30 protein-coding genes and 1 pseudogene are annotated in these 25,021 nt (G+C 46.1%); 16 read left to right on the plus strand and 15 right to left on the minus strand.

Annotation, left to right across the window (positions count from 1 at the left end; translation table 11 throughout):
• Positions 1–18: 18 nt before the first annotated feature.
• Together ACI49J_RS06950 and ACI49J_RS06955 are read right to left on the minus strand one after the other, a co-directional pair.
• Positions 19–1,158 carry a nickel-dependent hydrogenase large subunit gene (locus ACI49J_RS06950; protein WP_012020879.1) on the minus strand — a complete coding sequence of 380 codons (1,140 nt, stop codon included), beginning with the start codon at positions 1,156–1,158 and terminating at the stop codon, positions 19–21.
• Positions 1,159–1,318: 160 nt separating this feature from the next.
• Complete coding sequence (locus tag ACI49J_RS06955; RefSeq protein WP_012020878.1) at positions 1,319–2,335, minus strand: PTO1314 family radical SAM protein; 1,017 nt, start codon at positions 2,333–2,335, stop codon at positions 1,319–1,321.
• Between the two features lie 264 nt (positions 2,336–2,599).
• Here ACI49J_RS06955 and ACI49J_RS06960 point away from each other — a divergent pair, with 264 nt between their 5' ends.
• The gene (locus tag ACI49J_RS06960; protein ID WP_012020877.1) at positions 2,600–2,830 is read left to right on the plus strand and encodes a HypC/HybG/HupF family hydrogenase formation chaperone; all 231 of its coding nucleotides are present in this window, start codon (positions 2,600–2,602) and stop codon (positions 2,828–2,830) included.
• On the plus strand, positions 2,823–3,062 hold the full coding sequence (locus tag ACI49J_RS06965) for a HypC/HybG/HupF family hydrogenase formation chaperone (RefSeq protein WP_012020876.1): 240 nt from the start codon (positions 2,823–2,825) through the stop codon (positions 3,060–3,062). The genes ACI49J_RS06960 and ACI49J_RS06965 overlap by 8 nt, the downstream gene beginning before the upstream one ends.
• On the opposite strand, the gene ACI49J_RS06970 is transcribed toward ACI49J_RS06965, so the two are convergent.
• From ACI49J_RS06970 to ACI49J_RS06985, 4 genes are all read right to left on the minus strand, one after another.
• Positions 3,059–3,571 (minus strand): hydrogenase maturation protease, encoded by a 513-nt coding sequence (locus tag ACI49J_RS06970; RefSeq protein ID WP_012020875.1) that lies wholly within the window; start codon positions 3,569–3,571, stop codon positions 3,059–3,061. The genes ACI49J_RS06965 and ACI49J_RS06970 overlap by 4 nt on opposite strands.
• Positions 3,572–3,593: 22 nt before the next feature.
• The gene (gene hypF / locus ACI49J_RS06975) at positions 3,594–5,825 is read right to left on the minus strand and encodes a carbamoyltransferase HypF (RefSeq protein ID WP_012020874.1); all 2,232 of its coding nucleotides are present in this window, start codon (positions 5,823–5,825) and stop codon (positions 3,594–3,596) included.
• 153 nt (positions 5,826–5,978) lie between these two features.
• The gene (locus tag ACI49J_RS06980; protein WP_144418746.1) at positions 5,979–6,731 is read right to left on the minus strand and encodes a P-loop NTPase; all 753 of its coding nucleotides are present in this window, start codon (positions 6,729–6,731) and stop codon (positions 5,979–5,981) included.
• The gene (locus tag ACI49J_RS06985; protein ID WP_012020872.1) at positions 6,706–7,134 is read right to left on the minus strand and encodes a hydrogenase maturation nickel metallochaperone HypA; all 429 of its coding nucleotides are present in this window, start codon (positions 7,132–7,134) and stop codon (positions 6,706–6,708) included. Before ACI49J_RS06985 ends, ACI49J_RS06980 begins: the two co-directional genes overlap by 26 nt.
• 531 nt (positions 7,135–7,665) lie before the next feature.
• Between ACI49J_RS06985 and ACI49J_RS06990 the strand changes: the two are divergent.
• A pseudogene (locus ACI49J_RS06990) lies at positions 7,666–7,938 on the plus strand (glycogen debranching enzyme GlgX); the annotation flags it as partial.
• A gap of 393 nt (positions 7,939–8,331) precedes the next feature.
• Positions 8,332–10,317, plus strand: a complete 1,986-nt coding sequence (malA, locus tag ACI49J_RS06995; RefSeq protein WP_012020870.1) for an alpha-glucosidase MalA — start codon at positions 8,332–8,334, stop codon at positions 10,315–10,317.
• A gap of 215 nt (positions 10,318–10,532) precedes the next feature.
• On the opposite strand, the gene ACI49J_RS07000 is transcribed toward malA, so the two are convergent.
• Positions 10,533–10,790: a hypothetical protein gene (locus ACI49J_RS07000; protein WP_144418745.1), complete on the minus strand. Its 258-nt coding sequence runs from the start codon at positions 10,788–10,790 to the stop codon at positions 10,533–10,535.
• A 123-nt stretch (positions 10,791–10,913) separates the two neighbouring features.
• Positions 10,914–11,594 carry a class I SAM-dependent methyltransferase gene (locus ACI49J_RS07005; protein ID WP_012020869.1) on the minus strand — a complete coding sequence of 227 codons (681 nt, stop codon included), beginning with the start codon at positions 11,592–11,594 and terminating at the stop codon, positions 10,914–10,916.
• 99 nt (positions 11,595–11,693) lie between these two features.
• Here ACI49J_RS07005 and ACI49J_RS07010 point away from each other — a divergent pair, with 99 nt between their 5' ends.
• Both ACI49J_RS07010 and ACI49J_RS07015 read left to right on the plus strand, forming a co-directional pair.
• Entirely contained in the window at positions 11,694–11,924 is a 231-nt protein-coding gene (locus tag ACI49J_RS07010) for a hypothetical protein (RefSeq protein WP_012020868.1), read from the plus strand.
• A complete protein-coding gene (locus tag ACI49J_RS07015; protein WP_012020867.1) occupies positions 11,903–12,292 on the plus strand; it encodes a type II toxin-antitoxin system VapC family toxin in 390 nt (129 codons plus the stop codon). Before ACI49J_RS07010 ends, ACI49J_RS07015 begins: the two co-directional genes overlap by 22 nt.
• Positions 12,293–12,294: 2 nt before the next feature.
• Here the strand turns inward: ACI49J_RS07015 and ACI49J_RS07020 are convergent, their stop codons facing one another.
• Positions 12,295–13,728 carry an MFS transporter gene (locus tag ACI49J_RS07020; protein ID WP_012020866.1) on the minus strand — a complete coding sequence of 478 codons (1,434 nt, stop codon included), beginning with the start codon at positions 13,726–13,728 and terminating at the stop codon, positions 12,295–12,297.
• Between the two features lie 417 nt (positions 13,729–14,145).
• On the opposite strand from ACI49J_RS07020, the gene thiC reads away from it, so the two are divergent.
• Positions 14,146–15,441, plus strand: a complete 1,296-nt coding sequence (gene thiC / locus ACI49J_RS07025; protein WP_048060026.1) for a phosphomethylpyrimidine synthase ThiC — start codon at positions 14,146–14,148, stop codon at positions 15,439–15,441.
• A 30-nt stretch (positions 15,442–15,471) separates the two neighbouring features.
• Here the strand turns inward: thiC and ACI49J_RS07030 are convergent, their stop codons facing one another.
• A complete protein-coding gene (locus ACI49J_RS07030) occupies positions 15,472–16,461 on the minus strand; it encodes an alcohol dehydrogenase catalytic domain-containing protein (protein ID WP_048060025.1) in 990 nt (329 codons plus the stop codon).
• A gap of 148 nt (positions 16,462–16,609) precedes the next feature.
• On the opposite strand from ACI49J_RS07030, the gene ACI49J_RS07035 reads away from it, so the two are divergent.
• Both ACI49J_RS07035 and ACI49J_RS07040 read left to right on the plus strand, forming a co-directional pair.
• Entirely contained in the window at positions 16,610–17,029 is a 420-nt protein-coding gene (locus tag ACI49J_RS07035) for a hypothetical protein (protein WP_012020863.1), read from the plus strand.
• A 69-nt stretch (positions 17,030–17,098) separates the two neighbouring features.
• A complete protein-coding gene (locus tag ACI49J_RS07040; RefSeq protein WP_012020862.1) occupies positions 17,099–17,929 on the plus strand; it encodes a cation diffusion facilitator family transporter in 831 nt (276 codons plus the stop codon).
• Here the strand turns inward: ACI49J_RS07040 and ACI49J_RS07045 are convergent.
• Positions 17,918–18,880, minus strand: a complete 963-nt coding sequence (locus ACI49J_RS07045) for a DUF973 family protein (RefSeq protein ID WP_012020861.1) — start codon at positions 18,878–18,880, stop codon at positions 17,918–17,920. The genes ACI49J_RS07040 and ACI49J_RS07045 overlap by 12 nt on opposite strands.
• Positions 18,881–19,040: 160 nt before the next feature.
• Here ACI49J_RS07045 and ACI49J_RS07050 point away from each other — a divergent pair, with 160 nt between their 5' ends.
• From ACI49J_RS07050 to ACI49J_RS07060, 3 genes are read left to right on the plus strand one after another with little or no spacing between them, the layout of a single operon-like run.
• Positions 19,041–19,232 (plus strand): hypothetical protein, encoded by a 192-nt coding sequence (locus ACI49J_RS07050; protein ID WP_012020860.1) that lies wholly within the window; start codon positions 19,041–19,043, stop codon positions 19,230–19,232.
• Positions 19,199–19,354 carry a hypothetical protein gene (locus ACI49J_RS07055; RefSeq protein ID WP_225938864.1) on the plus strand — a complete coding sequence of 52 codons (156 nt, stop codon included), beginning with the start codon at positions 19,199–19,201 and terminating at the stop codon, positions 19,352–19,354. Before ACI49J_RS07050 ends, ACI49J_RS07055 begins: the two co-directional genes overlap by 34 nt.
• A gap of 33 nt (positions 19,355–19,387) precedes the next feature.
• On the plus strand, positions 19,388–19,771 hold the full coding sequence (locus ACI49J_RS07060) for a hypothetical protein (protein WP_012020859.1): 384 nt from the start codon (positions 19,388–19,390) through the stop codon (positions 19,769–19,771).
• Between the two features lie 9 nt (positions 19,772–19,780).
• On the opposite strand, the gene ACI49J_RS07065 is transcribed toward ACI49J_RS07060, so the two are convergent.
• Both ACI49J_RS07065 and ACI49J_RS07070 read right to left on the minus strand, forming a co-directional pair.
• Entirely contained in the window at positions 19,781–20,146 is a 366-nt protein-coding gene (locus tag ACI49J_RS07065) for a type II toxin-antitoxin system VapC family toxin (protein ID WP_012020858.1), read from the minus strand.
• The gene (locus ACI49J_RS07070) at positions 20,127–20,366 is read right to left on the minus strand and encodes a type II toxin-antitoxin system CcdA family antitoxin (RefSeq protein WP_012020857.1); all 240 of its coding nucleotides are present in this window, start codon (positions 20,364–20,366) and stop codon (positions 20,127–20,129) included. Before ACI49J_RS07070 ends, ACI49J_RS07065 begins: the two co-directional genes overlap by 20 nt.
• A gap of 102 nt (positions 20,367–20,468) precedes the next feature.
• Here ACI49J_RS07070 and ACI49J_RS07075 point away from each other — a divergent pair, with 102 nt between their 5' ends.
• Positions 20,469–20,705 (plus strand): DUF504 domain-containing protein, encoded by a 237-nt coding sequence (locus ACI49J_RS07075; RefSeq protein WP_012020856.1) that lies wholly within the window; start codon positions 20,469–20,471, stop codon positions 20,703–20,705.
• Positions 20,706–20,903: 198 nt separating this feature from the next.
• On the opposite strand, the gene ACI49J_RS07080 is transcribed toward ACI49J_RS07075, so the two are convergent.
• Entirely contained in the window at positions 20,904–21,998 is a 1,095-nt protein-coding gene (locus ACI49J_RS07080) for a hypothetical protein (protein ID WP_012020855.1), read from the minus strand.
• A gap of 118 nt (positions 21,999–22,116) precedes the next feature.
• Between ACI49J_RS07080 and ACI49J_RS07085 the strand changes: the two genes are divergently transcribed.
• From ACI49J_RS07085 to ACI49J_RS07095, 3 genes are all read left to right on the plus strand, one after another.
• Positions 22,117–22,494 carry a cupin domain-containing protein gene (locus ACI49J_RS07085; RefSeq protein WP_012020854.1) on the plus strand — a complete coding sequence of 126 codons (378 nt, stop codon included), beginning with the start codon at positions 22,117–22,119 and terminating at the stop codon, positions 22,492–22,494.
• A gap of 75 nt (positions 22,495–22,569) precedes the next feature.
• Entirely contained in the window at positions 22,570–22,818 is a 249-nt protein-coding gene (locus tag ACI49J_RS07090) for a sulfurtransferase TusA family protein (RefSeq protein WP_048060024.1), read from the plus strand.
• Between the two features lie 27 nt (positions 22,819–22,845).
• Complete coding sequence (locus ACI49J_RS07095) at positions 22,846–23,538, plus strand: TIGR00266 family protein (RefSeq protein WP_240255296.1); 693 nt, start codon at positions 22,846–22,848, stop codon at positions 23,536–23,538.
• A gap of 27 nt (positions 23,539–23,565) precedes the next feature.
• On the opposite strand, the gene ACI49J_RS07100 is transcribed toward ACI49J_RS07095, so the two are convergent.
• Positions 23,566–24,669: a PLP-dependent aminotransferase family protein gene (locus ACI49J_RS07100; RefSeq protein ID WP_012020851.1), complete on the minus strand. Its 1,104-nt coding sequence runs from the start codon at positions 24,667–24,669 to the stop codon at positions 23,566–23,568.
• Between the last annotated feature and the right edge of the window lie 352 nt (positions 24,670–25,021).

A 25,021-nucleotide genomic window follows, 5' to 3' on the forward strand; every position in this document is an offset into this window, starting at 1 on the left:
ACTGAGTAATCCAACAAGTCAGCAAAACCCTCCTACTCTCTTGGTAAATAGGTATTTGTCATCCAGATAAACCTCAACATTAGTAATGAAACAGGAATCCAAGGAGCTCACGGCTAGGGAAATCTCCCACGGATTTCTATAGTTACGAACCGGAATTCCCAAAACGGCATTTTCCAACGCTCCTCCAGGAGAGGCATTAAATGTTGTGGGTTGAATCACTCTGTACTCAACCACCTTGTCCTTTACCTTCACCTGATGAACTAGAACTCCCCTTATGGACTCTAGATATCCAATTCCATCTCCGCGTATATGCAATCCTTCGGACTCAATTTCTAGATCCTGTAAACCAAGTATCAATTTAGCTGCTACCCTAACTCTAGCCAATTCCCTCAATAGAGGCGATGGTCCCATATCCCTATGTAGTTTAACTATCATGTCGTCAAATGTGAGAGCTTGTGCCAGCGGTCCAACTTCAACCAATGTCCCGTCATACAATACCCTATCACCCTGGTCATCTATCTTGGAGACATCCAGTTGGGCCCACGCTGACGCGTATCTTCCTAAACCGGCTCTCCAGTACTCCGCATTAAGATATCTAATATCCCCTCTAAGCTCCTCTAGCTCTTTAATACCCAAGAAGTCCTGGAGACTCATGCCCAGCATGTCGCTTTCGAGGAAACTTATTACATCCTTCAGTTCCTCCCTGGTAAAGGATAGCTTAGTGCCCTTTTTGACGTAGTCCACTGAGGGCCATTTTCCGCCTATTTTCTCCATTATAGCCCTTATTTTTCTGCTTGCGTGGGATACCTTCCTGAATTTCTTCCCCCCTGGAAACTCATACTCTACCCCACCCAAATACGGCAGCCAATACGCGTAGGGATGTTTTATGTTACTTTCGATTATCTCTAGACTCACCATTAGATTTCCTATAAGATCCAAGTTATTGTTTCCCACAGCCTTGATGTAGGCAAAGGTATGGGACTGCGCGCATGTAGAGAGTACCCTAGGGATAATATCTGGGAGTTCCCTCGGATCCTTACCGATAAACATCCTTTCGTATCCCCTCAGTTTATTTCCAGATGACTTGGCATATACTACCTTACCATCGCTAATTTTCACCTTTAGATCGATAGTATCTAATGCTAATGGATTTAACATTAAAGTATTATTTGGGAACTATTTTATAAATGTTGGGAATGGCGCCAGTATCTCCTAAACTATACAGTTGGTTTTAAAGGTACTGAAGAAAGATGTTCAACGTTAACTACGATATTTACGCTAAAAAAGATAAGTGTAAGGCGTGGCCTTCGTGACAAAACTAAATATGTATAAGATCGCGAACATAGCTTACCATGTTATTTACTATTTTCTCCTTTACCATTTCTCTGTTAGACCAACTGAACAGAGATGGTTCAAGATAGCAGGCCAGAGCGCATTTGTTACAGTTTTCATATTCACTCCAGGGGTACGTATTCCACAGCTTAACTATGTCTATCTCCCAGACCTTATATTTTCCACTATACTCGTTTAGCACGTAACATGGTTGAACTATTCTTCCTTGAGGATCCACGTTCACGGTCAGCCAAGGCTTACATTTCCACGGTATTCGATTGTACCAAGAGTTAAGTATAGCTTCAAAGTAGTCTAGCGACTCAACTATTGGATAACCTCTTCTTTTCAGCTCGATGAGCATCTTCAGTGCGTCGTAAAGTTGGCTCTTATCCGGGCTCAACTTCTCAGCAGTGGAATAGTCATACTCCACCTGGACGCTTATTCCCACACCGAGCTTTCTCGAGAGTTCCACGACATCCCTGACTTGATCTATGTTCTTTTTGGTTATTGTGAAGCTAATTGACACGGGCAAATATCTTTTGGCCTCCCTTATACCCTCTACAGCTCTCTCAAAGGATCCTGGAATGCCTCTCATCTTATCATGTACTTCACCTATTCCGTCAATGGATACGAATAAATGATCCAGATATTCACTCAAGCTTCTAACCCTTTCCTTTAGTAACCATCCATTGGTCACAAGAGAAGTATGAAACCTTATGTACGACTCCTCCAGAATTTGCTCCAGGTCTTTTCTCAATAACGGTTCCCCTCCCTCAAACCCCATGAATAAGACGCCGGCTCTCTCCAGCGATTTCAACATTAAAATTTCCTCCTCTAGAGAGAGCAGTTTCTCATCCTTTCTTCTCCAGAAGGGACACATCTCACATCTAAGGTTACAAGTGTACAACAGCTTATGCCCGCCTATGAGGGGTAATTTCCTTATTCCAAGGCCCAAAAGACCCCTCTTCAAATTACCTAGAATCATTGGTCTAAAAATAGACATGAATTAACATTAGGCGAAAAGGTAAATTAACGTTTTCTATATGAGATTCGACGAGACTAAAATTGTACACCTATTCTTCTCATAGTGCAGCAAATTTATATTATATTCCTGGCCTTAACACCGTCATAAGCGTAGTTATGTCTCATACATAATGACAGGCTAAAGGTAGTTAATCGACTTTAGACTCTAGATAAAATTTGAAAACAATGTCAGATGATACAACCTCAAAGAAAGCTTTTATCCTTAAACTAGAAGTAAAAAGTAATGTGTCTAAGTTTCCCAGCAAGAGTGGTACAGGTAGAGGATCCTATAGCTTTCGTCGATTATGGAAACAATGTCATTGAACCTGTCTTACTTAACGGTTTTGAAGACATTAAAGAGGGAGATTATGTCGTGGTTAGTTATGGAATGATAATGGAGAAAATAAGCGAGGAAGAGTTTAGAGAGATGCTCAAATATGAGGAAGAATTGGCGAGAGTGGTTCAAGATGTCTGAGTACGACCCCTACGACATGGCTATTGTGGGCTTAATAGTGGAAGCGAACGGCGAGACTGCAGTGGTTGACTTCGGTGGAATTAGAAGGGAAATAGAGTTGGGGCTTGTGGATGCTAAGAAAGGTGATCTCGTACTAGTTCACGGCGGTTACGCCATTAAAAAGATAAGCCCAGATAAGATAGAAGAAAGCCTTCTATCTCTACTAAATCAACTGAAGAGAGATCTAGATTAACCCTTCAAACCCAACAGTTTTGTCCTAGCTTTTTCCAGGTCTATTTCCACATTAAATTTTGAGCCTAACCTTGCGATCTCATCCAACGCCTTAAGACAGTTCGCTGTCATACCCTCCGAAAGACCCATTCTAACCTCCACGCTTATGGGCCTACACCCCACTATTAGGACCTTGGGTTTTCTCTCCCTTATCTTTAAGAAATTAAGTAAATCCATTACCCCCAGACCATGCGATCCCCCGAATAAAAGGGACAGAACTCCTTCCCCTACACTATCTGGGTTCATCTCATCGGTAACTTCTATAACTTTAACATCCTCATCAATTACGGCAGCGTCTACTAGTATAACAACGTCAAAGTTCTCCAAGTAATCCGTGAGCGGAAGTCCACCCGTTCCAATATCAATTACCTCAGCCCCACTAACGCAACCCTTAAGGGCCTCAGCCACGATACTTCCACATCCATCATCTCCCATGAAAATATTTCCAACCCCAGCTATGAGCACTCTCATGAATTATGATGGTGTTTTAAGATTAATTAGCTCTATCCCGCTGCAGTAGATAATGGGCTTGCCCCAATGCAATCCCCCCATCATTAGATGGAACTCTCCTTGGCGTTATCACCTCTATGCCTTCCGAATTTTCTCTTAAGCCCCTTAAAATATACTCATTTACAGCTGCGCCTCCTGAGACCAGGATAACTTGAGGATTTAGCTTCAATGCAGCCTTCGCTAAGGCTTCACCTAGCCTATACTGAACTGTTAACGCAATGTCGTTTACTTTACCCTCTTCAGAGATAAGCCACTCGAACGCCTTGAGAGTGTCTATCTCGTTACCTACTACAGGTATATCCAAGTCCAGCAACTTTCCATTGCTAGCTGAGGCCTCTAACCTTATCGCAGGCTCTCCCTCGTATGTCCTCCTATCACATACGCCAAGGAAGGCCGAAACAGCATCCAGGAATCTACCGGTACTTGAGGTGTATATTCTATTTCCTCTCAGAGAGCTTCTCAGCATTATTACCTCATTCTCATTGAGGCCTGCAATTTTCCCGGCCTCCTCTAATGTCATTACCTGAGAAAGGAATATGGCCAACATTCTCCTAGGTCTCAGCGCATTAACGTCACCCCCAGGATATGGAACGTATTTCAAATGATAGGACCTTTCGTATTCGCTGCCTGTAAATAGCAAAATCTCCCCTCCCCAAGCGTTACCATCGTCTCCGTATCCGACACCGTCAATGGCGATAGCCACACCTTCGTCTGAGCCATGATCTGCAGCCACGCTTAGTGCGTGGGCAAAATGATGTTGTACCTCGACTATTTCAGCCGAGAACTTCTCCGATAACCTATTGGCAACGTATCTAGTCTGATATCCAGGGTTCTTGTCCACAAGGATTACCCTAGGCCTTACATCATACGTGCTCATTAGGAAGTTGAGCATTTTCTCCATTTCTTGAAGATTTTCCAGTTTATCAGTGTCGCCCACATATTGAGTTAATATAACCTTGTCGTCAAACATGAGTGCGCCAGCATTTTGGAGTTCAGCACCTAGGGCTATTGCGGGGGTTTTAAACTTACTTTTCATTCTTATCCAGAGAGGTGCGTAACCCCTTCCTCTCCTCAGAATATGGAGACGATTTCCTGCGAATTTAATGACGCTATCGTCCACCCTGTTCACTATCTCTCTATCATGATAGAGCATGTAGTCTACTATACCACTGAGTTTTTCCTTAACGCAAGACTCGGTAGTACACATGGGATACCCATGTCTGTTGGCACTAGTCATTACCAGCGTGTTACCCTTAACTTCGCTAAGTAACATGTAGTGTAGTGGCGTGTAATATAGGAAAAAGCCTTCCCTATCGAGTCCAGGAGATACGTGCTTGGAGATCGGCGAATCCTCCCTCTTCTTGAGGAGGACTATTGGCCTTTCAGGGGATTCTAGGATATCCTTTTCAAGCGGATTTATTTCAGCGAAATTTGATATAATATCACTGGAAATCGACATAACTGCAAAGGGCTTAGAGGGCCTTCCCTTCCTGGCTCTCAATGTAAGAACAACATCGTCATCAAATGGATCGCATGCTATATGAAATCCTCCTATTCCCTTAATGGCGATGATTTTACCCTCTGTCAATAGCTTTCCAGCAAGTTTTATGGGGTCGCCTTCTAAACGATTACCGCGCATATCCTCTATATAAAGCCTAGGTCCACATTTTGGACAACTTATACCTTGGGCGTCAAATCTCCTTTCATTATCTGGATCATTGTATTCCTGGGCACACTCGTCGCATAGGGGGAACTCCACCATAGCTGTGTTTTCCCTATCATATGGAACCTTCCTCATCATGGAAAATCTAGGGCCACAATTTACGCAACTGTTAAAAGGATATCTATAACGTCTGTTCCCAGGGTCTAAAACCTCCCTGATGCATTCCGAGCACACTGAAAAATCTGGGGGGATTTGACTTGCCTCGTATCTCATTTTCTCGCTCTTTAGTATCTTAAAACCTTGAAGAATATCTCCCTCAAGTGGCGTTATTGTGATTTGCTCTAATCTGGACTGGGGAGGGAGATTTAGGAAGAACAGCGAGAAGAACTTTGAAATACTATCCTGACTTCCCTGGATTACAATTTCCACTTCACTTCCGCTCAGATTTCTTACAAATCCACTTACACCGCTTTTTAATGCAGTCCTAAATACAAATGGCCTAAATCCCACTCCTTGGACTATCCCCGATGCTGTTATTCTAAACGATTTCACATTAAGATTGTATATTTGTGGTAGATAATATAATCAACACTCAGTAAGGAACGTTGTGTCAGTATATCTTAGGAGGCGAGATTAAGCCCCTTTCAAATAGCGCCCAACGCGAGTCCTTCGTTTGAGAAGCTACGAATTCTGTCCAGGGCATATCTAGGTTTGGTGCATTCTCTCGTTTATCATTATACTCAGCTTATTTATTCCATCCAATAGTTCCCCTTTGTACTCATGGATCTTACCTATAAATTCATTTAGAGTTTCATCCATTGGTAGCTCAATTATTTGAGGTTGCTTTCTCCCCATTCCATGTAGACTCAAATTTCCAAAAGGCCTAATTATCTGTGACCCGCATTTAATATATGACATATTCGCAACTAGTAATGGATCTTTTCCCAGTTCGGCTAGGTAATCCAGAAGATACTTCACTACTTTAACTGAGAGCTCTGACGGATTGGTAACAACCACTGGAAGGAAATCCGTAACCTTCTCCAGTACTAAGATTTCGTCCCCTAGACCAGGTGGTAAATCAAAGATTACTAGCTCCTCATTAATGGCCCCTGTTCCCAATAGAGATTCCATAACCTTTTCCTGGTTCCTCCCCGGTAATATCACCGTCTTATTCCTGACCACTCCACCCAACGTTAGTAATTTCAATTTCTCATTTATCGTGAAAGGTACTATACCCTCTTTTCTAACTTCATGAAGCGATCCCTCATATCCGAACAGCTTTGGGAGTGCCATAGTGTGTATGTCAAGATCAATAAGTAAGGTGTTATACTCCCTCGAAAGCGCGATGGCAAGTAAAGAGGAGACTACACTCTTTCCAACTCCTCCCTTAGCACTCATGACTGCGATGGTCTTCCTTCCCTGAAGTTTTTTCCTAGCTAGGTTCAACAGTGGGTTCAAATTCAACCCTCTCCACAACTATGTCATCGTTCCCCGAAATGTCGTGGGAACCACAGTGGGGGCATCTTAAGAACGAAGGGCCTAACATGGGAATGAGATGAAGCGGATACTCCTCGCCAAATTCAGACCTCAAGCCGTCTACTTGAGATTTTATCTCGTCTAAGGAGAAGGTAGATCCACACCTGTGACATGTAAAAACTGGCGCCCTTATCTTAACCTCCAGCCGAGAGTTGCTTAAACTTGTGTTTTTCTTAAGTTCATCAAATGCTTCAGTTAATATCTCCACGTCCAGAAAAGATATGCTAGGAATACCCAGTACTATTTTGGAGACTTTTCCCTCCTTTCCCTCTATCATATCCTCTACCGTACGCAAGATAGCATCAGCTATGGACCACTCATGCATGTCAAGTTCTACAAAGGTGGCCTTTAAGTAATAATGTTTTCTCTAATGTCCTTAGAGTGCGTTCGTAGCATCATAACGCTCATGGTGTCACATTGTTATGGATAAATGCTCACCAAGAAAGGGATGCAATCTGATTGTATTGAAAATATATCACAATGCCGAAGCTATGGAGACGCATACCCATAGAAACTTAGAAAATTCTACATTGAAGGCTGAAATAGAAACATAGCCAAATACCGGAACCGTGACTCCCAAAATTGCGTTAATTTCATGTCCACCGTTGGAAGTGAGAGATCGACCTAAGTCGGAATGCGTTATGATCGGGAGCCCAAAAAGAATTATGGTTCCTCTTGGTTAAAGAGATCAGAGACATAGAAATCCTTTGCCTTACAAGGATCATTGATGAGTCCATAACGAGATCTTAGCTAAAAGTAGAGAAGTTTGCTCTAGATCGTTTACAGTAATTTCGCCCTTCAGACCTCGTACCCTACCCTTACATTGACGGTAATAACATAAATTTAGAAGCTTGAAATGCATTTCATGCTCAAAACTAAGGATAGGCCATTAAGACCTGGAGAACCGTTCCCGCTAGGAGCGAATTGGATCGAGGACGAAGACGGAGTTAATTTCTCAATCCTCTCAGAGAACGCAGAAAAGATAGAGCTAGTCCTCTACCTCTCAGATCAGAGATACCCTAAGGAGGTGATGGAGGTAAGAAATAGGACGGCGGATATTTGGCATACGTTCCTAGGTATAAGGTCTAGTCAGCTTTACGGATACAGGGTCCATGGCCCCTATAAGCCCTAGATGGGGCCCGGGTTTACTCCGCACAAGCTCTTACTGGATCCATAAGCGAGCCTACTCTAAGGTGGATCGTATTCCTTCTAAAGACGAAATTCGTAACGCAGACATGTCTTAACTCGAGAAATTCATAAGTAAAATTTCGCTTTAATGTAATACAATTAGAGAGATTATTCGTAGGAATGTTATAATGAGATCATAAATTCAAACTCACGATATTATACTATTGATTCACTGTTCTAGTCAATATCATTGACGATCATAACTATTCAACGAATAGAATCACGGATAAATGATAAGTTCTAGTTCGAAAATTGATCCATACGAGTTTCATCTCTCGATCTAGTCTAAAGAGTAAACCAGAAAGTTCAAGATCTCCCTCATCCCATTTCTCCCATGATAAAGGCTTTTGAGAAGGAAGGAACTTACCAGTTCCTTATAAACGATCCCTTCCCTCCAGTTGATTTCCAATTTCAGGGAAAGCTTAGCTACAAATCCCTGCAGGATTTCGATCTCGAGCTCGAGGAGGAGGAAGGGCTAACCCTCATCAAACCCCTAGGCATCAAGGATCACGTTTTAGGACACGGAGAGAAGGCCTTTGAACTGGATAGAAAACGAGGTAAATACGTGATGTATAACGTCGATGCTGGGGCATATCACAAGTACTCCGACCCCATGTACGTGAACATTCCCTTCATGATAGTGGTGAGAGGAGGAGTTGCCACAGGCTATTTCGTCAACTCGGCCTCCAGGTTAGTCTTTGACGTGGGAAGGGATCACTACGACGAAATAAGGATAACCATACCCGAGGATTACGTGGAACTCTACGTCTTTGAGGGACCTAGAATAGAACAGGTGATCGAGAGATATGTATCCCTCACGGGGTTACCCTTCCTTCCCCCTGAGTGGGCCCTTGGTTACATGATATCGAGGTACTCATATTACCCTGACACCCACATCCTAGAACTTCTTGACCTACTCAGGAAGGATGGGTTTCCCGTGTCGGCAATCTTCCTGGACATCGATTTCATGGATCAATTCAAGTTGTTTACCTGGCACCCCAAGAGGTTCCCTGACCCGAAGAAATTCCTTGAGGAAGTTCACTCGAGAGGGGTCAAGGTAATCACGATCGTGGACCACAGCGTGAGGGCAGACCAGAACTACGAGGTATTCAAGTTGGGACTCGGTAAGTACTGTGAGACGGAGAACGGAGACCTGTTCGTGGGGAAACTGTGGCCAGGTAACTGTGTGTACCCTGACTTCTTCCGAGAGGATGCCCGAGGGTGGTGGGCAGAACTAGTAAGGGAGTGGGTGGAGCAGGGGATAGACGGAATCTGGTTGGACATGAACGAGCCAACGGACTTCACGGAGCTTTTCAGGTTGAGGCAAGCCTGTAGGGACTTCCAGGTTAGGGAGACTCCTTTCTCCTACGTCTTTCCCGAGAACGTGGTACACGTCCTGAAAGGGAGGAAAGTCAAACACGGGAAGGTCAGGAACGCGTATCCCTATTATGAGGCCATGGCCACCTTTGATGGGGTGTCGAGGGCGAGAAGGGAGATGTTTATCTTAAGTAGGTCGGGCTACGCAGGGATCCAAAGATACGCGGGAATCTGGACAGGGGATAATACCGCCTCCTGGAATCAGCTGAAGTTACAGCTACAGCTAGTTTTAGGGCTTTCGATGTCCGGTGTACCTTACGTCGGAATGGACATAGGAGGATTTCAGGGTAGAGAATTTCCAGAGATCGAGAACTCGCCTGAGATGCTCGTTAGGCACTTTCAGTTGGCGATGTTCTTTCCCTTCTTCAGGACGCATAAGAGCAAGGATGGAGTAGATAGTGAACCTGTGTTCCTACCTAGCATGTACAAGGAGAAGGTGAAGAGGGTCATGGAGACCAGAAAAATGTTCCTGCCCTACCTTTACGCACTGGCTGAGGAGGCGCATAGAACTGGACATCCCATAATCAGGCCTCTCTTTTACGAGTATCAGGAAGACGAGGACACCTACAGGATCGATGACGAGTATCTAGTGGGGAAATTCCTATTGTATGCCCCTCTCATGGGGAGAGAGGATAGCAGGGACGTGTACCTTCCTGAAAAGTGGGCAGACTTCTGGACTGGGGAAGTAATGCAGGGATGGGTAAGATCCAAAGATGAGTTGCCAATCTACGTTAGGGAGGGAGCCATAATTCCCCTGTCAGATCATGGACTGTTAGTGTATGGAAACGGGGAGTACGAGTATTGGGGAACCAAGATAGTTTCCACAGACAACATAGTTACATTCTCACCTCCAGTCTACATCAAGTCGTTGATACGTATTGATGAAAACGGTAGAAGAATGATTAGTGTTAATTCCGAGGTTACAGCAATAAGGATTAAGTAACATAGAACTTGCCTATGCCTTTAGAAGGGAGGGTTTTGATCATGATACTCAAATAATTTCAGTTATGAACATCGACACGACTTTCTATCCCACGCATCATGGTTCAAATTCCTAAAGCTCTACCTAAATAGGAGCCTGCGTACTAAGGTGTATGTAGGTCTTCTATGAAACATAGTAAATAAAAATTATACTAATTAAAAACTGTGAACATACCATTAGTCTTGGAATATTGTTGCAACTCTCAATGCGATCTCTTCAGCTAGAATGGATGAACCCGATAGCATGGCCTCCTTCACCAGTTCCTTAGGATCCTGATCGTATAAGCCAAGATAATGCTCAGAAGGTAAGGCGAGGGACGTCCCCCAGGGCATTGCTGTCCTTACAGAAGTTCTGGCTCTATAACTACATGGGAGAGCCGACTTCCTTGTGGGGTCCATGTAGTTAGCGTGACATGAAGTGATCTTGTGAGTCAATCGGCTAGGCAAAATTTAATGAAGTAAATATATAATCTATCAAAAGCAAATCTGGATAGTACGCTATCAGGCTCTAAAATAGTTTTCATAAGGGATTCTCATGATACAAAAATTTATCCTAGACTATGTTTTCCTGGCCTTTATACATACATAGTCTCCCCTATCATAACCCTGCGAGGGATCCTCTGCCTCATCGTTAGAGTACTTTGGATGTCTCGTTAAGGTCTGCATTATCAACACCTCCTCAAACCCTGCATTCCTGAGAAGTGACCTGACTTCCCCCACTGTTTGCCATTTAGCTTCCCTCACAAATTCGAGAGGATAAGGAGATTTTGGCGAAACTCCCTCTAGCTCTTTCCAACCCACTAGTGACGCCAGCCTATACAGGAGTCCATATGATCCTTCTCCGGCAACCCAGCAGAGGATTAGATGTCCTCCTTCCCTGAGCACCCTGTTAGCCTCAAGTAAGGCCTTCGCTGGATCCCTGAGGTAGTGAATAACCCCGTTCATTAACACCGCGTCATATTTCTCATGGACAGGAAGCTCCTCCGCGTAACCTCTCTTCACCCTCAGGCCCCTAGCCTCGGCAATCTTACCCATCTCTGAGGGTTCCACACAGTCCTCTATCATTATCCCCCTCTCTCTTAGAAGCGATTCAAAGAGCCCGCTACCGCATCCAACGCTGAGTATTTTCCTTTCCCCTCTCAACATTTTCTCGACAAGCAAGAGCTCTGACATTAACACATTCCTGTTATTGAGGAACCACGTGTCGTATTTTTCAGAGAACTTATCAAAGCTGGACATGATATAACTTGCTTTATAACTAGGTTATAACTATTGCTTGCCCTCTAGGGGCACACAAAATCAAGTGGACTTAAATTATCTTAATCATATAATTACATAATGACTTACACTACAATTGCCGTAAGCGAGGACGTGAAGTCACAACTCGAAAAACTAAGGAGGAGAATGGAAATAGAGAGGGGTATGGCCCTTAGCTGGGACGACTTTTTCAGGGAAGTTTTCAAGAACATGATCGCGTCGCCAAATCTTACCCTGAGCGAGAACGAGGCTGAAACCCTGATCCGACTAACTAGAGAGGGAAGGAGATCGTGGAGAAGGAGAAGTGCCTAGACACTGACGCCCTAATACTCGTATACTCAAGGAATCTCAAGGGAAAGGTTTCAGGATACTATACAACTTGTATCTCGCTCTTTGAATTTCTGAGGGGAATAGCGTTCCTGGGAAAGGATGTAGCAGACTTCAAGCGAGATCTCGAGGAGAATTTTACGGTTCTCTGTCTAGATAACAGGTCCGTGATGACGGCCTCCAAAATTTACGCTGAGCTAAGGAGAGAGGGAAGACCCTTAAGCGACCCAGACCTCATCATAGGTAGCATCTGCATCGCAAATGGGCTCACGCTGGTCACGAATAACGCGCGCCACTTTTCTAGGTTGAAGAAATACGGACTAGAGGTTCTCAGCTCAGATGACCTACTCTAATCTCACTTGGCCTCAACTACCACCTCCTTTGTTGGCTTAGCCTGGAACCTATAGTTCTTAACGGTCAAAGATATTAACAGGTTCAGGATTGCCATCCCTATTCCCACGGTAAATATGAGGTCGAAAGCCGTTGAACTTGGGAGTATCTCAACCATGTAAGTCCCGTCGAAGGGAAGAACAAAGGCCCCCTGATAGCTCGACATTATGGAGGTCGTGATCACTGGCCCAACAGCGCTACCTATGTTCCTAATCAACGTGTTCATCCCTATGCCCACTCCCCTATCCTCGGGAGGTAGAGACACGGATATCATGTTCACTATGGGAATCATGAGGCAGAGAAGGCCTAGCATGCCCACCACAGTGTCCATGGTAACGTCTAGGGGAGTTGCCCTATTTACTATTAAGAGATAGAAACCTAGCATCATGACCAGGGAACCCACGGCAATGATGGGTTTCGGCCCAACCCTATTTATCATTCTTCCTAGAATTGGACCCACCACGAACATCACAAGGGTAGAGGGAGCCAGGGTCAACCCGGCTGAGATTATGTCGAGGCCGAGGCCAAAGGGGTGAGGCAGTTGGGTGTAGTATATTATCCCGTAAAACAGGGCCAGGATCATAATCCCGGAGATAAGGCCCGCGATGTTGGCCACCATAACGTTCCTGATCTTAAGGAGCCTAAGCTCTATTACGGGATTCTTAACTCTCTGCTCATACCATCCAAAGAAGCCAAGGAAAACCATACCAGGGATCAAGAGCGACAATGACTGCGGGGAAAACCATCCCCAACTTGACTCCTGGGTTAGGTAAATCAGGATCAGCGTGACACCGGCAGTGAGGGTCCCAAACCCCACGTAATCTATCATCGCCTTCTTTCTAACCCCCGTCTCTGGAACTAACTTCACCGCAGCGAATAGGAGGATGAGGGAAATCACGAACGCGATGTGAAAGGCGTACTGCCAGCCTAGATCCTGATCAATGAAGGCACCCACGACTAGTCCGAGCGCAGTCCCTATCCCCATGGTTCCACTTATGATACCCTGTGCCGTTGCTATCATCTCAGGCGGGAGAATGTCCGTGATTATTGCCAAGCTCAGCGGAAACATGGCGAAACCAAGTCCCTGGATAGCCCTAGCCGCAATCAGAAAGTAAATGTTTGGGGAGAAACCAGCCATTACCACCGCGAAGGTATAGAAAACCATGGAAAGGAGATAAACTCTCCTCTTCCCGTAAAGATCTCCGAGCTTACCGAAAACCGGCGAGACCACTGCCCCCACGATGGTAAATGCCGAGGTTACCCAGGCTACCAGGGTCTCTGTGGTCGCAAAGTCCTGTTGAATTTTGGGGACGGCCGGGACTACCATGGTCTCAACGTAGTTAATGAGAAGCGACACGGATATTAGAATAATTAAGGTCTCCCGAGCTTTCCTGTCCATAGGATTTGCCAGGTAGTCACATATTAATAGTTTTCGATATATCTTTTTAACAGTACATTTAGCCTGGAATAAATTGTAAAAAACTAGTTTGATGATCGTAAGATTTTCCTTAAAATTTAGGTTAGGATTTCGTGAATAGATTCAATTGTCGTATTAATAGCTTGTTGAAAACAGCGTAATTTAAAAAGAATTAATTAGAACTTTTTACTAAGACTTTTCATTGAGATTTTTACTTTTCGATTTAAGGATCATATACATCCTCGACTTTCATAATCTCACATGATTTGAATAGAACCTCCCGTTTTGCATGAAGAACTTGCCCTTGTCCTCCATGTCCTGGTTCAATGAGAAATAAACTATTATCTAATGATCTAACTAGACGATATTCTTATAACTTACTTTATAATGTTATTATATATGACACAAATCCTCGAGGCGAGAAGGGGAAATGTCACCGAGGAGATGAGGAAGATCGCTGAAATCGAGGGAGTATCTCCGGAAAAGATTAGGGATAGGGTCGCTACAGGCAGAGTAGTAATTCTCAAGAACTTGAAAAGAAACTTGAGGAAGTACACCGCAGTAGGGGAGGGGCTCTCAACGAAGGTGAACGTTAATATTGGTGCCTCGACTGATCATTACAATATAGAAGAGGAACTGAGGAAGGTGGAGATAGCGAATAGATACGGAGCGGATTCCCTAATGGACCTAACCGATGGCGGTGACATAGATTCCATGAGGAGGATGGTAATAGAACACGCAGAAATGCCCGTGGGGACGGTCCCCATTTATCAGGTATATTATGAGATGGTCACAAGAAGGAAGTACGTAATCGACTTCACGCCTGATGAACTTTTCAGGGTGATAAGGAAACAGTTAGATGACGGAGTTGACTTCATCACTGTTCACACTGGAATTACCCTCGAGCTCTCCAGAAAACTAGTTGAGAAGAAAAGAGTGGCAGGTATCGTGAGCAGGGGTGGAACTATCATGGCTGCATGGTCCCTACATAATCAAAGGGAGAACCCGCTTTATTCAGAGTTCGATTATCTCCTGGAAATAGCAAGGGAATATGATGTTACCCTGAGCCTTGGAGATGCGCTCAGACCTGGAGGAATTGCTGATGCGCATGACGAGTTCCAGGTAGCTGAGCTCATAAATAACGCTAGGTTGGCCAGGAGGGCGGTCGAAAAGGGAGTCCAGGTAATGATAGAGGGACCTGGTCACATGCCCTTAGATCAGATAGAGATGGACATAAAACTTGAGAAGGAACTCTCTGGAGGAGTTCCATATTACGTCCTAGGAATTTTACCTACCGATATAGCTGCAGGCTATGATCACATTGCCGGAGCCATAGGAGGTGCAGTCGCCTCAGCTCACGGAGCTGATATGTTATGTTATCTTACACCTGCAGAACATCTTTCCTTGCCTACCCCAGAACAAGTGAAGGAGGGACTCATAGCATTTAAGATAGCTGCCCATGTGGGGGATACGATTAAACTCGGGGAGAGGGCTAGGGAAAAGGACAGAGAAATGAGCGTGGCTAGGGCCTCTCTCAATTGGTTGAAGATGTTCTCGCTCACCTTCGATCAGGATAGGGCGAAACAGATCTACACTCAATACAAAGACAAGCCTCTCGGTTCATGCACCATGTGTGGAGACCTTTGCGTCTACCTGGTACTACCCAGAGTTACCGAGAAAATGAAGAGAACTTGACGTGATCATGGAAGAAAACATAGGTCACATTCATTGGATCTTCAACATTATCCTTCCATCCCTACCTCCAGAGTTGAGCTCCCTAAGTGCCTCCGCTGCCTTCTCCAGAGGGTACTCCCTGTGAACCTTAACCTTGCAGTCGGAGCAGATCTCTGCCAACTCCACAAGCTCTGCCCTGGTTCCACCAGTAGTCCCCACAATTTGTCCATGAGCTGAATATACTGCTGATAGGTTGAGCTTGACCTCAGCCCCGGTTAGGGTGCCGAAGACAACCAGTTTCCCCCTTCGTCCCAAGACGCTCATGGAAGCGTCCCAGGCCGAGGTACCCAGCGAGTTAATCACCACGTCGGCCATCCTCCCGTTCGTGGCCTTCTCCACAACCTCTTTCATGTTGGAGTAATCTGCGATCTCGTCTGCCCCAAATTCCTTAAGCCATGACTTTCTTGACACCGCTATCACCCTCGCTCCCATCTTCTTGGCCAACTGAACTGCGAACATACCGGTGTTCCCTGAGGCCCCAAACACTACCACTGTCTTCCCGACTCCAACCTCAGTCTCCTTAAGGGCGTGGTACGAGGTGAGTGCTGCTACGGGTAAGCTTGCGGCCAGTGCCGAATCCAGGTTTACCTTCACGAGGTTCTTCTCCGGTACCACCATCTTTTCTGCCCAGCCCCCTTGGGTCACCAGGCTCATGATTCCACCATTTCTGCACAACATCTCATCCCCGCGTAGGCACATATCACAGTTGCCGTCAAACACCCTGTTATACACCACCACCTTGTCCCCAGGTTTCACGGTCTTCACGTGATCCCCTACCTTCTCTACCTCTCCATACACCTCTGCACCTGGAATGTGGGGCATGGGCTTCACCTGTATACCTGCCACGACAAAGTAGTCGATGGGGTTCACCCCAGATTCCTTTACCCTTATTACAACATCATGTGATCCGGGTTCGGGATCTTTTACCTCACCTACCCTTAGGTTTTCCAATCCAGATTTCTCAAATAGAATAGCTTTCATAAGTAAAGTGTATCCTTGTTGGATAGTTAAAGCTTTCCGCCCTAAAGTTGCTTTTTTCGCCATTTTGTAGTGGGTCCTTCGGGAGACTGCGGAAGGGATTATAGAGACTTTAACGCTTCCCTAAAAGCTGGGAAGTCTACTTCAACCCATGAACAGAGCATTCGTCATTGGGATAACTCTGATATTCTTGGTCTCCGTGATCACAGAAGTTATCGTGACCCACCTTCCCAACCAGGTCCCAGTTCCCTCCAACTCGAGCCTTGGCGGGAACCTCAACGTGACTACCTTGGTTCCGGGAATTTACGCCCATGAGGGGGTGGTTTGCCTGGTGTATTTCAGACCCTTTCAAACCGTGACCATCGAGGGGGTGACCTACGCTCCCATGAATCAGGGTCCTCCGAACGGCGTCTTCAGGCTTCAGAACTCCACTCCCCTGATCCTTCACAAGAACATCACCGTTGAGCTAGTGATAGACAACGTACCGCAAAACGTCACCCTGCCCGTTTTTCTTGAGCCCGTAGGGGTCCAACCTCACTCAATCCTCGTGATGAACGCAAGTAAGTCTTGACTTGAGGAAATTAATGCAATTAGGACATCCCTAAAGAAAGTTTATATAATTTGAAATCAAGCTTTATCCATGAGAAGTCTTCTGGGGTTCTGGTCAACCACTGCGTTTCTGCTGGTTCTCTCCTTCGTGGGTAGGAGCGCGACCTTGGGCTCGGAGTCCCTTCACTCCGTGCTGGATGCGATCGTGGTCACCCTGACCTGGATGGCGTCAAGGGTTCTGGACAGGAGGGACAACATCTACACCTACGGCATGCACAGGCTAGAGGTGCTGTACTCGCTCCTGAACGTGATTACCGTCGTGGTGGGAGTGGTGATCGGTTTAGTGTTCTCCGTGACTCTGCTGGTTCTCAGGGTGAGCGATAACCCGTGGATCGTGATGATGGCCTCCCTCGTGGCGTTGGGATTCTCGATCCTCTCGTCAACGGAACACGGAGATGAGATCAAGGAGGGGATAAGGATTCACGCACTCCTTGACTCCCTTACCTTTGCCTTAGGGGCAGTCGTGGGGTTCGTAGTCCTGATCACTGGACTTCCGTGGGTTGACCCCCTCGGCTCATTCCTAGTACTGGGAGTTTTGGCACTAACTAGCCTTGGAAACGTTAAGGAGGGGATCTACACGTTGATGGAGAGATCTCCCGTGAACGTGAAGGAGGTTGAGGACAGCCTCAAATCAGTTTTCCGGACAGTTCACCACGTTCACGTATGGAATATATGCCCTCACATGAGGGTGGCAACCCTGCACGTCATTGAGGAGCCTAATGTAACCCTTGGACAAATTGACGAAAAGAGAAGGGAGGTCGAGAGGATATTAAGGGACAAGTTCAACGTGACCCACGTGACCATCCAATTTGAGTCTAGGGATGAAGAGATCGAATCAGGTTTTGGTTCCTTAACTGGATGAGCTAAGGACAACGTAAACCCTTACGGATGTCCCATCACTGAGGGTTAGGTCCACGTAGTAGCTACCAGCCATCAACTGTAGGGGACCGAAGTTGACCTCGATAACGTTTGTACCAGGGTTAAGGTTTGACGTGGAAATTGATTGAGCCACGACCTGTTGATTGAGCAACCCAAGCGACGCGGAGGTTATACTCACACTCCTTACAGAGTACAGCGTGAACCTAGCTACCCCGCTCGGTGAGAGGGTGCCCAGGCCTACCTGATAAACCGGTTGAGATTGTTGGGGAGCTTGAAAGGTCCCTGATCTCACCTTGTTAACTGAGTTAGAAAATCCAAGGTAGAGTAGAATATATCCAATAAAATTGAGGAAAGGAATTACCTGAAGGATCGATCCAAGCTTAATGAATCCCTCTCCGTACCTAGTTCCAAGGGAATACTCGCTTATGATGACTAAGACGAGCCCAACAAATCCTACTATAGCGAAGATCAAGAGGGCTATAGCCAAGATTCCCAACAGTATCAGAGATGAGGGTGACGGAGGAGGCCCTGGCCTAACAAAGGTCAGAGATGGTAATGCCACAGATTGTAAAAAGATAAGTGATGGCACCACCCCCAGAAGGCCCACTATGGCAAATATCATGAGGATCGTGGCTCCGGTTATCCCATTCTTGGTTGGAATGTTAAGGCTAGAGAGCCCCTTGAATCCTTGCCTGGCATGATAGAAAACCAGTAGCTGAATTACTCCAGCTATCAGATCAACTACGATGTTAGGGATTATCAGGAACCTTGTGATGGGTAAAGGTTGAACTTGACCTTGGACAAGGGCATTTGGCAGAAATACCAGGTAATACGTTATAGAGTACACTGCCACTATCACTGAGCCCAGAATGCCGAGAAACGCGGAGGTCTTTAGCCTGGAGAGCGATTCCACCTCGATCTGATTAAAATTCACACTTGACTTTACTGCAGACGCGATTTAAAACCTTTCATAAGTCATTAATTAATCAGAGAGCGTGTGAAAACCTGAAATTTATGGCTTTGGAAGACCGGGATCTTCCAGAGTAGATATAATTTTGAGTTAGATTCTTTTGTCTCAATGTCGAAATCATCATGTGGATCCCAAGATAATAATAAGACTACTGGAGGAGAGGCCTAGATATAGAGGTAACAAGGTGTCAGAGGCTGGCCTGAAAAGGCTCGCTAAACTCGCTGAGGAGAACGTGGAGCTTATGAAGGAACTGGGATGTTTCAGGGTTGGCGGGGAAGTGTATTGGAGGACGAACTGTATAGGAGGATATTACTGAGCATTAAGGAGTTAAGGGGAAGCGAGACCGATAGGTTCCTAAAGTTCTTGGCGATCCTTAATTCCTTCCTTGAGGAGAAGGGTGAGGGTAGAGTAACCATTGTTGGAGGATTCGCAGCATAGATATTCTCGGGAAGAGGCTACAGAACCGGGGATGTGGACATCATTGTGGAGGGAAACGTTGAAGTTGTTAGGAGGGTATTGTCCAGGATCTCCGACCTTGGATTGAAGATAATGCTGCCCAGAATTAGAGAGATTTCGGAAAGGGGAATAGACATTGTATCTAACGTTTATGACAGGAGAAAGGAGCCTCTAAAACTGGTGGTGGACGGGTCCTATTGGGTGTATATATCCCCTCCCGAGGAGGTTATTATCAGTTACTTGGAGGCCTGGAAGCTCCAGAGGAGCGAGGAAGACAAGATGAAGGCGGTTCTAGTTTATTGTGCTCAGAGGAATTCCCTGGATCAAGGATATCTCCGTGACGAGTCCAGCAGAAGGAACGTTAATGATTACCTTAGGAAACTTGAGGAATACTGTTGAACTGGCTCCTCATTTCCCAAGTGCCTGTTGAACCGTTATGGCTCCCCTTCTAACCAGGTCATTGTCTTCACTTATTAGCTGAAGTCCTCTCCTCCTACTGAGGTAAAGGTAGACCGCGTCATAGTAGGTTAACCTCTCGTCATTGGCGATCTTGAGGACCTCATGGTTCAACCCAACGCTCTCCAGCGGTATGAACTCAAGGACATGTCTAAATGGCTCCAGAAGTTCAGAGTATCGCGTCTTCCAAAGGAAGTTACCAATCTCGTAAAGCACCAGATCCGCGCTGACGCATTCCTCCAGAAAAGATATGGCATCCTCGCGTAATCTCATCACAACCTCAATGATCGAGCTTGCATCAATCACGTACCTTGCCATCCTTGTCCCTGCTCTCCCTGATTATGCGGATCACGTCTTCCCTTGACACGCTAAGCCTTTCAGCAATTAGGGCAGCGCTCCTTCTGGCCTGTTCCCTCTCCCTCTCCCTCACCTCGTTCTCTAACGCCCTCCTAAGCACTTCAGACACGTTAACTCCGTACTCCTTGGCCTTTTCCAGCAGTTCCCTTCTCACCTTGGTAGACACTGTGACCCAGCTCATATCATTACTACCTCGTGGAAAGTAAAAAGTGTTACTACCTCCCTTGAGATCCCTGGCTCATGTGCACGACGAGAATTTAGCTTTGTCCCACGATGATACAATGTGACCATCAAGGACGAACTTAACAGGATCCTGTGGACAAGGCGGGATCTGGAGAATTACTCGGTGTTGATCGTGGATAGATTCAAGGGGCTGGTGGAAATTCCGTTTCCAAGGATAGAGAGAGTGGATAACACCTACATTTACCTAGATGATGATACCGTGATACCCATTCATAGGGTTATGGAAATCAGGATGAAGGGGCAGGTAATATGGAGCAGAACCGCCAATAGACGGTGAGCAATCACGCGGTCGCAAACCCCGTTTATCCTTTGAGAGCCGAGCTCTCGTGTGGTTACACGGGGAGATCTTTTCGCTCAAGCCGGGAGGCATCCTGTTCTCCGAATCCGCCTGACTACATCGACTGGTCCCCTGTGATTGAGACACTTCACGTGATACGTTGGGTCACCCAGATCCCTCCGGGACACGCTCCCAGGCCTAGCTTACAAACTGGACTAACCTGAAGAAGGACGCCGAGAACAGGTCCTTAACCAGATTAAGCCTGTTCAATCTCCTCAGATTCTCTCCCCTCGTTTCCACGGCCTTTCTCAGGACGTAATCTACCACGTACGAGAAGGGTACCTTCACCAGGGTCCTGTCGTGTTGCCAAACCCTGTACAGGACCTCGTAATACCTCTCAGTTTTGGGAAGTGGCACGATTATGGCCCTATACTCCAGGAACTCGTCGGCCCTTTCCTCATCAACGTAAACCATGGGGTAAATGTAGTTTTTATTCAGGGACTTCAGCACCTCTGCCTCAAGGGAGTACACGCAGGATCCCTGGACGCTGTTGAGGACGGGTGAGATCCAATGGTTCTCATTGAGGTTCAAGGCCTCCCTAATCTTTCCCAGATCGAAGTTCATTGCCGTCAACGAGTTCAGGTTGGAGAAGGTGACCTCCCCGAATCTCCTGGCTCTGAGCAGAAGGTTCACCACTTCCCTCTCCTCCCCGTAGCTCAGGAGGTCAGTCGTGATCAGATTAACCTTTCCGTGGGCCAAACCCTGTATTCTCATCTCCTCCTCGATCACGTGCTCGGGCACTCTTCTATTCCCCCTGTTCACCTCAACTTCCGCTAGTCCTGAGGGTGCCCTTATTGCAACGAAATGTTCAGCCTTCCTCCCGTAAATTATCCCACTCCCCTTCAAGGCCTCCTCCAGGTTCTCCTCGGCCTCTCCAATGAGTATGGAGTCAATCCAATCCTTACCCGTGAGTTGCCATGCCCCGGGTCCCCCAACCACAACCTTCAGGGAATTCCTCTCCTTGATCTCCCTCAATCTCCTCCCAAAGAGCTTGAAGGACTTCACGTAGGGAGGATCGTCCTGAATAACGTAGGATATTGCCTTACCGATCTCCGATTGACCCAGCGGATCGTTCACGTAAAGGCCTAGTATCTCGTTACGATATTTCCCCAGTTGCTCTGGGGGCACTATCTTACCTCCGGAGATCGACTCGACTTTCCTCAGCCCGTAGGGAGGGTACCTTAGCCGACGCCAAGTGCCCCTGAACGTGGAGGGATCGGCAGTGAGAATCATTGAGGAGATGTGGTTTTCACGACTAAATAACCTAGCTTATCCAACTCCCCAACTCCACAGGATCTCGTTACGTGCAACAAACGTGAACATATTTTTACTCCCGGACACATCTACCTTCATGGACTTTCACATCTCTAGGATTTCCCAAGTCCCACGATCAGAGGTCAAGATAAAGGGGTCCAGGGACGCGTTCATTCAATGGTTGGTCACCTCCGATCACGGTGCCCATTACGCTGTGAGGAAGTTCACCCTCCTTCCCCACGGCAGAATTGGAATGCATGTACACAAATATCAAGAGACAGTGGTGATCACGAAGGGGAAATGCGCAGTATGTGTTGGGGACCAGGTATACGAGCTACACGAGGGCGATTTCATTTTCATAAATGGTGGGGTGAAGCACGGTTTCCAGAACAAGGACGAACATCTGGAGTTCTTCTGCATCATAGATTATACCGACGACATGAGCATAACACTCCTTGAGGATGATTGTCCATAATCTTGTTTTTATCAAAACGAGATATTTCCCTTAAAAATGGGAGAAGCTTAATATTTGAAAGAAAGAGTTGATACCATGAGTAACGAACTTCAGGATAGGAAACCAGATGACGTTCTGGACCTGAGGGGGGAGGCATGTCCGGAACCTCAAATTGAGATAGTGAAGAAGTTGAATCACATGAAACCGGGCCAAGTTCTGGAGGTAATTAGCGACGAGGAGCCCATGAACGTGACAATACCAAAGATCTGCGAAAGCAGGGGTTACCCCTGCGTGTCAGTCAAGGAGGGAAACACGTACAGGATCAAGATCCTGAAGACTAAATAGATAAAGGGGAGAATACCTACTGAGTGTATGCCACAATATCAGATAATGGGGGACGATCTCCAGTACCTGAAAGTTCAACTTGCACCTCAGGAGGGTTTTTACGCCGATGCAGGTCACATGATAATGAAGACCGCATCGGTGAACATGCAGACCAGAATGAGGGGAGGTTTCCTTTCAGGTCTTAAGAGGGTGTTGACGGGAGGTTCTTTCTTCGTTACGGAGTTTTACGGACCGGGAGACGTTATACTCTCAGGGATATTTCCCGGGAAGATTGTACCAATACAGTTACAGGGCGGATCAATTCTGGTAGAGGCCCACTCCTTCCTAGGGGCGGAGACTAGCATTGAATATGACGCAACAATGGCCAGACTTACCGCAGGATGGTTAGGTGGAGAGGGGCTTTTCCTAGCTAGATTCAGGGGAGTGGGGAATGTATTCCTTCACTCGTATGGCGGGTTAATTGTGCGTGATCTTGCGCCGGGCGAGACGATCCAGGTGGAGGCCTCGCACCTAATGGCCTTTCAGGAGGGAATGAACTATTCGGTCCAGCTAGTTGGAGGCCTGAGGTCAGTGTTCTTCGCCCACGAGGGACTGTTCTTCGTGACCATTACTGGCCCAGGTAGGGTATGGCTTCACACGCTGACCGCAGAACAGTTAGCTAGCGCCCTAATCCCATACCTTCCCACAGGCCAGCAGGGAGGAATAAACATAAACTTCTGATTTTCTTGGATTTCTGGTCTGTTCACTTCATTTAATTCCCTTCAACAGCTCACCAAGTATCCTCACACCTTCCACTATTTCTTCCTCCTTAGCGAAACTGAAACTAAGTCTAAAGGAATTTCTTCCCTGTTCGCTAGAGTAGAAGAACTTCTCTCCAGGAATGAACTTAACGTCCCTTTTCAAGGCCTCCTTGAGCAGGGATGACGAGTCTAGTGCCTCTTTTCTGCATAGAGTGAAGAAACCTCCCTCTGTGTAACTGCACCCAGTGCTGGACGGGAAATATTCCTCTATTGCGTCGAGCATGACGTTCCTCTTTTTCCTGTAAAGGAGTACGGAGTTCTCGACTACGGCGTCCACGAGGTCTCTCCTGAGCATTTCCCCCACGATAAGTTGATCCAGTGTAGAAACTTGATGATTAATTTCGCTCTTGATAGTAGCTAACTTTTCGATCTCCCTTCCCTCATAGCCTATGAAGCCTACCCTGAGCCCTGGAGAAATGATCTTACTAAAACTTGAGATGTAGATTACTCTTCCTTCCTTATCAAGGGATTTAAGTGCAGGATAGGGAGGATCGTCATACATGTAGAACCCATATATGTCATCCTCAATGATCTGAAAGTTGAAGTCACTGGCCAACTCAAGGAGGTGTTTGCGCCTATCCTTGGTCATGACTCTCCCCGTCGGGTTGTGAACTGGGACTACGTAAAAGTACTTCACTGGGTCTGCCCACATTCGAAGTGCCTTTAACCTCTTCTCGAGGACGTCGGTCATGGGACCGTATTCATCCCAAGGGATTGGATATGCCCTTAACCCTCTGTAACTCATGGTACTTATGAATCCCTGAAACGTGGGTTCCTCAGAGGCTACCATGTTCTGCGAGAAAAGTTCAGAGAGTAAGTATATGGCCTCCTTAGCTCCTCCCGTTATAAGTATCTGATCCTCCTCCAAGGAGAATCCTCTCTTCCTAACAAAATTGGATATCTCTTTCCTGACCTCCTCTATACCTTCACTTGGGGCATACTGCAGGGTTGTTTCGCTCCTTTCTCTGATAAGGTAATCTACAATCTCACCCATACGCTCCCAGGGGAACGTTCTGGGATCAGGCAATCCTCCTCCTATGTTTATTGGCATATCTTTTTTCGATACTATGAATATAAGTTCTTTTTCTGTTGTCAGACTAATTCCAGATGATTCAACATTATTTTTAATTTTTATCCCATCTATATAAGAAGATTTTTATTGATGCAGATGACTGTAAACGAGAACGTGAGGATTCTCCTCACTGTTCAGATAAAAGGGTGAATTTGTTTTTATACTGTTCAATTTACATCTAAACATCTTGAAGAGTTCTCTGCTTTAGGAAAACTACTTACCGCTTTACACCCGGGCGGTTAGGACAGAGAAGGTAACAAGAATCTGCTTCAAGTTTTGCCCTAATCCGAGAGTTACCGTCGTGAGGATCCGTGCCGACCTTGAAACGTCT

The sequence above is a fragment of the Metallosphaera sp. D4-4 genome, assembly GCF_046245145.1.
Taxonomy (GTDB): Archaea; Thermoproteota; Thermoprotei_A; order Sulfolobales; family Sulfolobaceae; genus Metallosphaera; species Metallosphaera sedula.